General features: G+C 59.3%; 9 protein-coding genes and 1 tRNA gene. 6 read left to right on the top strand and 4 right to left on the bottom strand.

The features are described from left to right. Positions 1 to 157: 157 nt before the first annotated feature. Entirely contained in the window at positions 158 to 3,181 is a 3,024-nt protein-coding gene (locus A9762_RS24930; RefSeq protein ID WP_069344676.1) for an autotransporter outer membrane beta-barrel domain-containing protein, read from the top strand. A 232-nt stretch (positions 3,182 to 3,413) separates the two neighbouring features. Here A9762_RS24930 and A9762_RS24935 read toward each other — a convergent pair whose 3' ends face one another. Further along, positions 3,414 to 4,316, bottom strand: a complete 903-nt coding sequence (locus A9762_RS24935; protein ID WP_069344677.1) for an HNH endonuclease — start codon at positions 4,314 to 4,316, stop codon at positions 3,414 to 3,416. A 207-nt stretch (positions 4,317 to 4,523) separates the two neighbouring features. On the opposite strand from A9762_RS24935, the gene A9762_RS24940 reads away from it, so the two are divergent. Continuing rightward, positions 4,524 to 5,162 carry a hypothetical protein gene (locus tag A9762_RS24940; RefSeq protein WP_069344678.1) on the top strand — a complete coding sequence of 213 codons (639 nt, stop codon included), beginning with the start codon at positions 4,524 to 4,526 and terminating at the stop codon, positions 5,160 to 5,162. Positions 5,163 to 5,222: 60 nt separating this feature from the next. Here the strand turns inward: A9762_RS24940 and A9762_RS28290 are convergent, their stop codons facing one another. Both A9762_RS28290 and A9762_RS28295 read right to left on the bottom strand, forming a co-directional pair. Then, a complete protein-coding gene (locus A9762_RS28290; RefSeq protein WP_083254276.1) occupies positions 5,223 to 6,011 on the bottom strand; it encodes a serine protease in 789 nt (262 codons plus the stop codon). A gap of 262 nt (positions 6,012 to 6,273) precedes the next feature. Further along, a complete protein-coding gene (locus A9762_RS28295; RefSeq protein ID WP_371443335.1) occupies positions 6,274 to 6,654 on the bottom strand; it encodes a DUF3892 domain-containing protein in 381 nt (126 codons plus the stop codon). A 429-nt stretch (positions 6,655 to 7,083) separates the two neighbouring features. Here A9762_RS28295 and A9762_RS24945 point away from each other — a divergent pair. Continuing rightward, positions 7,084 to 7,157: transfer RNA gene (locus A9762_RS24945), tRNA-Gly, on the top strand. 184 nt (positions 7,158 to 7,341) lie between these two features. On the opposite strand, the gene A9762_RS24950 is transcribed toward A9762_RS24945, so the two are convergent. After that, entirely contained in the window at positions 7,342 to 7,809 is a 468-nt protein-coding gene (locus tag A9762_RS24950; protein WP_069344679.1) for a nuclear transport factor 2 family protein, read from the bottom strand. Positions 7,810 to 7,906: 97 nt separating this feature from the next. Here A9762_RS24950 and A9762_RS24955 point away from each other — a divergent pair, with 97 nt between their 5' ends. From A9762_RS24955 to A9762_RS24965, 3 genes are all read left to right on the top strand, one after another. Continuing rightward, positions 7,907 to 8,482, top strand: coding sequence for a TetR/AcrR family transcriptional regulator (locus tag A9762_RS24955; protein WP_069344680.1), 576 nt, complete (start codon positions 7,907 to 7,909; stop codon positions 8,480 to 8,482). 223 nt (positions 8,483 to 8,705) lie between these two features. Continuing rightward, positions 8,706 to 9,287, top strand: coding sequence for a TetR/AcrR family transcriptional regulator (locus A9762_RS24960; protein WP_069344681.1), 582 nt, complete (start codon positions 8,706 to 8,708; stop codon positions 9,285 to 9,287). Positions 9,288 to 9,433: 146 nt separating this feature from the next. Beyond that, entirely contained in the window at positions 9,434 to 10,615 is a 1,182-nt protein-coding gene (locus A9762_RS24965) for an MFS transporter (protein WP_083254279.1), read from the top strand. The last annotated feature ends 264 nt before the right edge of the window (positions 10,616 to 10,879 follow it).

Raw genomic sequence — 10,879 nt, forward strand, 5'->3', positions numbered from 1 at the left:
ACCTACCTTTTCATCCGTCCCCTTCATTCGTCTCGTCCCCGCCATGTGTCCCATTTACCGTCAATTTGACAGCCTTTCGTTTCCTTTCATGAATTCGTCATGACGCCCTCCAATACTTGGCGACTTCGAACAAGTTCCAAAGAGGACATCGGGGTTTATGAAACCTATCGCCATTCTTGCGGGCGTCATCGCGCTTTTCGCCGAACAAAACGCCCTCGCCGCTAACTTCCAGATCGTCAACGGGCAAACGCTCACGACCGCACAGACGCTGTCGAGCGGCCAGACCGGCACCATCAATCAGGGCGGCACGCTGTCGCTCGGTGGCAGCGCGGTCGGGATCACCATGACGGGCAACGCCACCCTCGTCAACAACGGCACGATCAACATGACCGGCACCGGTCGCGCAATTCGCGACAACACCGGGGGCCTGACGCTGACCATCACGAACGGTGTCGGCGCGAGCATGACCACGTTCGACGCCGACGTGATCCAGATGAACAAGGCGAACAGCAATATCGTCTTCAACAACTACGGCACGCTCACGTCGACCAACACGTCGGCCGGTGGCAGTCAGGCCATCGACTTCAACGCGATCACGACCGGCACCAACGTCCTGAACAACTTCGCGGGCGGCATCATTCAGGCGAACGAAGCCGATGCGGTTCGTCCCGGGGTGAACGGCGTGGTGAACAACGCGGGCATCATCCGCTCGACCAACAATCCGGGCAGCACGAGCAGCAGCGACGGTGTCGACGCGCAGTCCAACAGCGGCGTGACCATCGTCAACGCCGGTACCGGCGTGATTCAGGGCGCGCGTCACGGCATTACCGGTGGCGTCGATACCACGACCGACGGCACGTTCAAACTGTCCGTGACGAACAATGCCGGCGGCACGATTCAGGGCATGAACGGGTCCGGCATCAACATCGACGGCTTCAATGCCAAGGAAGTCGTCACCATCGTCAACGCGGGCACCATCATCGGGAACGGCGTGACGGCTGACGGCGACGGGGTGGACGTCGACGGCATCGTCAACATCACGAACTCCGGCGTGATTCGCGGCGCGAGAGCGAACAACGACGTGAGCGAAGGCGTGACGGTCGGCGGCGGCACCATCGTCAACAGCGGCACGATCGTCGGCGAGAACACGCCCGGCGGGATCGGGCGCGGCATTACGCTCGCCGGCGTCGACAAGGATCCGGTCTCGGGGTTGCCCATTGCGCCACAAGGCATCTACACGGACACGACCATCGTCAACAGCGGTCTCATTCGCGGCCAGAGCGATTCGGCGATCGCGGTGACGGGCGGGCGCAACGCCTTCACGGTGACCATCGTCAACCAGGCCGGCGGCACGCTGGAAGGCGGCGGCGCAACGGCCGCAGCGGTCAATACCGGTGCGAACGATGCCACAGTGATCAACTACGGCACGATTACCGCCGACCAGAGCGGCAAGGCCGTGGATCTGGGCAGCGGCAACAGCAGCCTCCAGATTCTGGGCGGCTCGGCGGTGGTGAACGGCGACATCTCGGGTGGCACGGGCACCAGCACGCTGACGATCACGCCGGGGGCGGGCAACGCGTTCAGCTACAACGGCGCCATCTCGAACTTCTCGTCCGTCTCGCTCGGCGCCGGCACGACCACGCTTAACGGTGCGAGCACGTACGCGGGACCGACGTCGCTCGCGAGCGGCGCCACGGTGATCGTCGGCGATGCATCGCATCGGAGCGCCACGCTCGGCAGCGGCATGACGACCGTGGCCAGTGGCGCGACGCTGGCGGGCTACGGCGGCACGCTGGGCAGCGTGACGAACGCGGGCATCATCGCGGTCGGCAGTGCGTCGCCAGGCGCGGTGGCGGGCACCCTCGGGACGTTCACGATTGCGGGCAATTACGTCGGCAACAACGGCACGGCGCTCATGGGCGCGACGATCAGCCCCGACGGCTCGGTCGCGTCGGACAAACTGGTCATCAACGGCAACGCGAGCGGCACGACCTTCCTGAAACTCAAGGTGTCCGGTGCGGGCGTACCGACCTCGGGCAACGGGCTTGAACTGGTGCAAGTCAACGGCACGGCGTCGGACGGAGCGTTCAAGCTCGATTCGCCGGTGCAGGCGGGGGCGTATCAGTATCTGCTTCGCAAGGTCGGCCCGGTCGGCGGCGATCCGAGCTGGTTCCTGTCGACGTCGTACGCGTCGGGCGAGACGGCGTACCGTGCAGCGACGGTCGCGTACGCCATGACGCCGCAGTTGAACGCCGACTTCGGCTTCACGATGCTGGGCCGGATGCAGGAGCGTCTGGGCAGCGTGCGCACGAACGGCGGTGTGGGCGACGATGCGTCGAACAGTGTCTGGGGACGCGTGTACGGCAAGACGATGGACAGCACGATGTCGGGCCGATTCGGGGCAGACGAGCGCCTGTTCGCGGCGCAGTTCGGGCGTGACTGGCGCCTGAACACCGACGCCTCGGGCATGGGCGGCAGTGCACTGGCGGGGCTGACGGCGACGTTCGGTTCGGCGTCGGCGTCGTTCTCCGACAGCGCGCGCACGCAGGACCCGACGCTCTCATCGGCGACCGGTTCGGTGTCGATGCAGGCGCAGTCGGTCGGGGCGTACTGGACGCGCATCCTGCCGCAGGGCGCGTTCATCGACGTGACGACACAGTTCTCGCACTATCGCAACAAGTACAGCGATGTGTCGGGCGTGGGTGCGACGCAAAACGGTTTCGGCGCGGCGTTGTCGGGCGAGATCGGGCATAAGTTCTCGATCCTGGGTTCGGGTTTCACCATCGAGCCGCAGATGCAGTTGGCCTATCAGTATCTGCATCTGAACGGGTTCAGCGACAGCGTTTCGTCGGTGTCGGGCAATACGACCAATGCCCTGCGCGGACGCGTCGGCTTCAAGCTCAACACACCGGATCTGGGCAATTCGGTCGGTGTCGGGTCGGCTGCGCCGTACCTGACGGTCGATGTCGTGCACGACTTCCTGTCGCCGGGCGCGACGAACGTCGGCGGTGCGACGTTCGACAGCAGTCTGGCAAAGACCTGGTATGAAATCGGCGCCGGCGTCGAAGCCGCCCTCGGACGCGCCTCGTCGCTCTACGCCGGCGCGAAGTACGCCCGCAACATGGGCGGCGATTACCGTCGCAATATTTACGGGCAAGTGGGGTATCGGTATCGGTGGTGAGGGGGTGCTTCTGCGAGCGGCATCGGGCTGATGTCTGCTTGCATTGGGTGAAGTAGAGAAAGGCTCCTTCGGGAGCCTTTCTTTTTAGACAAGACTGAAGGTTGTCATTGTCACATGGGCAAGCTGCGCCACGCCGTGGCAAGCCTGTTGGCTGAGATGGGGAATTTCTTGTGAGCCCGTCAAGGCTCTCAGGAAAGGTCACCCAGCAACTATTGATCGAGTGATTACGAGATCAGAGGAAACCGTTGAGATCACGGTGTTTTGCCAGGAACGTCCGATTGCCGTCGGTGAGGGACCTCAGTCTGGTACATCGGTCGAGCGCGAGTATTGATCTATCAGCGGCAGAAAGGGTCTCGCCAATTAACATCTCACCGCGATCGTCAAACGAAATATGGCCACGGTCGAACAGTCGATCAATGTGCGAAGCAAGCAGGAGCCCATTGTCCGGGTTAATGCGGTCATCGTTATCGCATAGGCTCCAAGCATGGATGTGAGATGCGACGAGCAAGTCGGTATTCGATAGCCCCGTCAGCGCGCATCGATTGCTCCAACGACGAAGAAGGTCCGTTCGAAATCGCCCCTGTCCAACGCGGGCCTTCACAATGGCTTCCCGGGTGGTCTTGCCGATCTTGTGAAAACCTTTGCTCGCCGAGAAAATCGATTCTTCGAACAGACTGATTGCGTTGGCTCGATCGAGGAGATACACCCCGGCATCCGCCGGCAATCGAGCCATGTAAATCTGCTTTAGCGTCGCATTGCTTGTGAAGACACGCGGAACGCAACGTTCATCGAAATGCGAGATGAAATCGGTAGCGATTTCGTCGCGGATGATGGGGGTTTGAAGTTCGCGGAGTGCCACATTGACTTGATGGCCCGACACTCCCCAGGCAACGAACGATCGACTGGCCGGGCGATCGGCCTTGAAAGCATCCTCTCGCGCGGTTGCGATATGAGTGATGGCCTTATTGTGGCAGCAGAAAATCACATCGCCTTGACGAACACTCGCGACGTTATCCCAATGATCTAGGTGTTTGACGTTACCGGATTTCGTCTGCGATGCCTCCGGAGCCCAAAGGAAGTGCCCCTTACACACTTCGTTAATCGTCACACCAACGTTAACCCAATAGAAATTCATTCCCCGTTACACCTCATCGTCTTCTTTCTGTAACGTTACCCACTTTTTGGGAAGGGTGGAAGTACCCTTCTTCGAGGTTGTGATGCATTTCCTACCAGAGTGCATCGCGGGCTAAAACGACTCATCGTCAATTTGAGTCGAGCGGTCTGACAAGGCTATATTTATGTCGAGCGCCCCTGCCACACCCGTTAATGGAGAGGAAAAATCGTGAAACTTGATCCGAGCGTCATGGCTGATTTCGGCGTATCCGAGCACGATATTCAGTCGTTCACTGAATCGAATGCCGGACTTGCTGGAATCAACACCTCGCGATTAAGTAAGTTCTTGCTCGTACAATTAACCAGCGCGTGGAAGCATCGGATCATCAACACATTTTCGATCACCGACGTAATCCAACAACTTGAAGGGAACGGTCCAAATCGCAGCAGCACCGCGAATCCCCGCGCATTCAAACATGCCCCCCTGCGTGGCCTATGGAAGGTCCACTTCTTCGATCCGCGCTTTCTTATGCACAACATCGCCAACCAATGGGGCTGGTCTGGCTCGGAGAGTGACAAGTTCGACAAATTATGTGCCCGCGTCGCATCAGAGGAAAACGAAAATCGGTCCGCTGTTGGCTGGCAAGCAAGGTTGGCTCACGCACTGGTGATCGAAGGCTATCAGGATCGCGCCGCCAAACGAAAACTGACTGGAGAGTGGTTGATCTTTGGAGTGCAGGAGCAAAAGAACGTATATCTTGCACTGTGCACTCATTCCGACGGTCCGGAACAAGATAGCGAGATATATAACGCCCTTCTTAGTTTGTGCGGAGAAGAATTCCCGGAGATCTTTGCGAAGAACCGTTGAATTTTGGTAGTTCCGACTTGATCCGAAAGGTCAGGGCGAAGCAAGAGATTACGGGGTTTTCTAATTTCTCGCGGCAACAAATGCAAGTGGCTGCAACCCTATTCCCACGGTGCAACCAGACGGAATATTTAGCCGCGGGAATTCTGGCTGTGATACCGAAGTGATTGCTCGTTGAGTAATCACACCCACCGCGTCTCCGTTCTCGTTCAAGATCGGCCCACCACTGGCACCGGAATGCACAGAGTTGTCCACGTAGAATACTTCGCACTCTATGCTCCCCGCAGCACCTTCCGCAACACTTCTACGTAGATTTCCAACGAACCCGGCCTTGATCAGAGGGCCTGTCATGTCAGCCATGTAGCCTTTCTCCATCGCAGCCAGAAACTCTGCAACTCCTTTACCACCGCCGGGAAGAAACCTGTTCACTTCGAACGGGACAGTTTGCTCATCTGAGTACCCCGCGACGAATACCCGATCCCCCAACCTCGGGGGAAGAATACAAGCACGAAGAAACGGAACTGGCTGCGACAGAGCCCGTGTGGGCCTTAAACTCGCCAGGTCAATTTGCAGCGGTCTCGACAGCCCGGTAACCGCAATCGTAATACCGCAAAACACCACGCTGAACTCGATCACCGGGTGGCCCGGAAATTTGCAGAATATTTGCAGGCCTGGGCAAGTGTAATCCTCATGCCGTATCGGGAAGCGCCCCGTCACGACATGCGCCGCCGTCAAAACTTCTCCTTCCGGATTGATCGCAAATCCAGTCCCGCTACTAATCTGCTCGCCATCAAGAAAAACCGTAATCAACCCACATGCAGTCGATGCGACTTCGTACAATTTATTAAACATGATGGCGAGTAGATTGAATGACTTAACACAAAATAATTATGTTTCTATCTTCTCGTTACCCCGCAGGGCAGGATCAGCCGCGATGACCACCAGCCTTGGTCACGTCGACCGCAGGCTCAGGTACGTCCTTAGATAGATTAGCGGCAAACATAAGCAGAAAACCCCGCAGGATACGCGGGGTTCTCGTGGCATCACCATGCGTGTGGGTCAAATTCCGGGCGAACAGCGCCAAGAATCTCACGCGTATTCATCGAATAAATCGCTAGGGACACTCAGGTAGGCTCAGAAGGTTATCCGGTTGTACCCCGTCCGCGACCGTCTTGATATATTTGTGACCAAACTGGCTAACCGCAACAACAACATCAGCCGTACGCCCGCCAGCAGATACATAGAACGACCACTTCCCCCCCTCGATCCCAGCTATTGCATCTTGCTGAGAGAGCGTCCAGCGTTTGCCGTCGGGATTCTTTCCACCAATGCTGTGAATCCGCTCGTGCGCACTCTGGCGGTCCGTCTTGTTAATGCAAAGTACTTGATGACGTGAAGTCATGTTGCCCCCCAAATGGCTAATTCTTCTTAGCGACCTGCCGCTGCGATAACGCCGAACCCGCTGCGCTCTTAGACGCAGCACTTGTTCGACCATCCTGCAAGACCTTCGATGCAGCGGTCGCAGCTTTCGCCGAAGTCACCTTTGAGGTGTGTGATTGGGACAACGCACTGCCGGCTGCTGTTTTTGAATTCTTGCCGGTCGCAGAATTTTCCAGAACTTTTGAAGCATTGTGGGCAGCTTTCGCCCCCGTAGTCTTACCCGCCATGGCATTTCCCCGTGAAAGAACAACCATTAATCGTGTAGTACTGCATCGAAATATTAAATCTCGTCTTAATAACTGGTCAAACTGGGTAAACCACGTAATTTCACGATCCCGAAGCCCTCCTTAAATCGGACCGAACAGAATCTCGAAAAGCGCCCACGATGGGAATCGATCTCAAGGCTCTCACACCAGAATCGTACCCACCTGTCAAACACGCAGATTGCCAAACACCCCCAACCCCGCGTAAAATGGCGCTCTTCGCGGGCGTCGTATAATGGTAATACCCTAGCTTCCCAAGCTAGAGCCGTGGGTTCGATTCCCATCGCCCGCTCCAGAACGCTTCACGCCCCTCGGGCGATCTCTCGATACGTTCTGTTCTGCAAGTCTTCTACTTCCCAGCAGCTTTCCGCTAGCGCTCTGACGCACAACGTCACAGCGATCAGTTGCTTCGGCCGTTCGCAATCACTCCAGCGCCGCGCGATGGGGCGCCGGAGCATGTACATCTCAACTTCACAATTTCAGAGGCCCAGTTCCGTCAGACCCGGATGATCGTCGGGACGTCGTCCGAGCGGCCAGTGGTACTTGCGCTCGCTTTCCTTGATCGGCATGTCGTTGATGCTCGCATAGCGACGCTGCATCAGTCCGTTCTCCGCAAACTCCCAATTCTCGTTACCGTACGACCGGAACCAGTTGCCCGCGTCGTCGTGCCATTCGTAGGCGTAACGCACCGCAATCCGGTTGCCGTCGAATGCCCAAAGCTCCTTGATGAGGCGGTAGTCCAGCTCCTTGCGCCACTTGCGCTCCAGAAAGGCCTGCGCCTCGGCGCGGTTGCTCGCAAACTCGGCCCGATTACGCCATTTCGTATCCAGCGTGTACGCCAACGCGACCTTGGCCGCATCGCGCGTGTTCCAGCCGTCTTCGGCCAAACGGATTTTCTCGATCGCGGTTTCTCGCGTGAACGGCGGCAGAGGGGGACGTGTTTCCATGACGACTCCTGACAGTGAGATAAAGTGAGACATGTAGACAGACCTGTCTACATAGCGGAGTGTAGACGCGGTAGAACGATCTGTCTACAATTCCCCTATGAATCCTACTCATGACTCCCCGGCCCAATCATCGCCGCGTGATCGCATCCTCGTCGCGGCGCACGATCTGTTCTATCGTGACGGCGTCCGGGCGACGGGAATCGACAAGATCATCGAGCAGTCGAAGGTCGCCAAGGTCACGTTCTATCGTCAATACCCCAGCAAGGACGATCTCATCCACGCCTATCTGGATTATCGGCATGTGCGCTGGATCCACTGGTTTCGCACGACGCTGGATGCGCAGATTGCCACCGGCCAATCACCGGCCGACGCGCTCGTCGCCACGCTCGCACAATGGTTCTCGCGGGACGATTTCAGAGGCTGCGCCTTCCTGAACTCGTCGGCCGAACTCGGGACCGCCGATCCCCAGATTCTGGAAATCGTGCGAGAGCATAAGGACGACATGACGTCCGCCATCGAAACACTCATCGCCCCGGGTGCCGCTCGTGCCGCGAAAGCGCGGGCCGTCGCCCTGGCCGTCGACGGCGCCATCGTGCACGCGCAGATGGGACATCCGCTGCCCCTCGTGCTCGATAGCCTCAGAACGCTCATCTCTCCCATGTTCGCCAAGTAACAGAGTCCCCGCGAACGGATGCAGCGCCCGCCGAAGCCGTCCCTGTGACGGCTTCGCGGCATTTTGCGGGGCACGCCCACCCCGGCACGCGCCAAATCCACATATCACGTCCGGTTATTTGAACGATGAGTCAAAAATAGCCTATAGTCACGCCATCGACCGTTGCGTCTTGCGCACCGGCCATATCCCAATTTCCCATCCTCACGATTCGACGAGGCCCATCATGAGCGGCAGACCCAGAGAATTCGACGACGCGGCCGTCATTGACGCCGCCATGGACGTCTTCTGGACGAACGGCTATGAAGGCACCTCCGCACAAGCGCTCGTCGAATGCACGGGGCTCGGACGTGGCAGTCTGTATAACGCCTTCGGCAGCAAGCTCCACCTCTATCACGAAGCGCTCGAACGCTATCAGACGCTCGGCCTTCAGAAGCAAGCCGACATTCTCAACGCCCCCGGCTCCGTCAAGGATCGGCTGCGCGCCATGATGCAATGGGGCATCGACGAAGACCTCGATCCCGACAAGCAACGCGGCTGCATGGCCCTTTTCGCCGCTTTTGAGCGCGGCGCCAAGGACGAGAAGGTTCGTAGGATCAGTCAGGCTTACTTCACCCGCATCGAACAAGTGCTCGTGCACCTGATCGCGATCGGCCAGCACAACGGCGAACTCTCCACCCAGCGCTCGCCCGTTGTTGTCGCCCGGACGTTCATGTCGAGCTACTACGGTCTGCGCGCCCTCGGACGCACCGTCCACGACCGCGCCTTCCTCGAAGGCGTCATGCAGGGCACGCTCGATCAACTGTGACGTCCGGCACCGCCCGTCACCTCATCGCTGACTTTCTCGCGCAACACACCATCCAAAACACCTGACACCCTAAATCCCCCCTCGCGGGTTTCATTCACACCTGCGATTATGGAATGATCGTTAAAGTTATGACGCAAAAATCGACAATGCCACCCGTCGTCTACCTGTTAGGACTCACCGTCTTCGCGATGACGACCGCGGAATTCATGGTCGCCGGCATGATGCCTGCGCTCGCCCACGCGATGAACGTCGGTATCGGCGACATCGGTAATCTGATCTCGCTCTATGCCCTCGGTATGACCATCGGCGGCCCGGTCCTCACGGCCCTGCTGCTCGCGCTGCGCACCCCGCATAAGCGGGCGCTCATCTGGTTGCTGAGCATCAATGTGGCCGGCGGCGTGCTGGCTGCCGTCTCGACCCGCTATGAAGTGATGGCCCTCGCCCGGATCATCATGGGGGTGGCTAGCTCGGCAACGTTCGGGGTCGCGCTGACGCTCTGCGCCGATCTCGTCGCGCCATCGGTTCGCGGACGTGCCGCGTCCTTCGTGCTGGGTGGGCTGATGTTCTCGCCGGTCGTCGGTGTGCCGCTCACGGCCTTCATCGAGCAGCACTACGGCTGGCGCGCCAGCTTCTGGCTCGTCGCCGTGCTCGCCGCGCTTTGCACGGTGGCGGTTGCGCTCTGGGCACCCAAGAGTGAAAAGCAGGAAGAGGACGTCGTCAGCCTGGCGGCGGAATTTCGTTCGCTGCTGAATCGTCCGCTGTGGGCCGCGTTTGCGACCAGTGGTCTGATCATCGGCGCGACGTTCGCCGCGTTCAGCTACTTCTCGCCGATCTTTCTGAATGTCGCCGGCGTGTCGGCAACGTCGATTCCGAATCTGCTCGCGATGTACGGCATCGCCAACATCATCGGCAACGCCGTCGTCGGGCGCTTCGCTGACCGTCACACGCTCACCGTGTTGATCGCGGGTTTGTCAGTGCTCGCACTCGCGCTGATCAGCTTCGCGCTTTGGGCCGAGATGACGCCGGTCGGTATCGCCGCGTTCGCCGCTATCGGGCTGACGGGCGTGTCACTCAATCCGGCGATGGTCGCGCGCGTGATGCGGGCCGCAGCACCGGGGCCGCTCGTCAATACGATGCACACGTCGGTGATTACGGCCGGTCTCGCCTTCGGGACGTGGGCGGGTGGTGCCGCCATCGACGCCGGGTACAGCATGCGTGCACCGCTCTGGATCGGTGCCGCGATGGCGGCCCTGGGGCTCGCCAGTTTGTTGCCTTACCTCCGCTCGGGTCTCGCTCAGGCCCCCGAAACGGCGTGCTCCGCTTCTTGATGCCGTCTTAGAAGAGGGGGCAGCCAGGTCCGGGAAGCACTCGCTTACCGCATCGGAATGGCTGCCTCACTCGATGGATCTCCAACGCATCTCGCACCTTCAGACGTTCGATTCGGTCTCGCTCGACGCGCACTGATCAGAACAGCGCCAGCATGTCGTTGAAGAACTTGGCTACCGGTGCAGCACGGCTTGCCCACGTGCCTACGGTCACCAGTGCGTCGCAGATCGGTCCAATTGCACCCATGTCACACCTCCAGTCGATTC

Source organism: Pandoraea sp. ISTKB (assembly GCF_001721285.1).
Lineage (GTDB): Bacteria > Pseudomonadota > Gammaproteobacteria > Burkholderiales > Burkholderiaceae > Pandoraea > Pandoraea capi.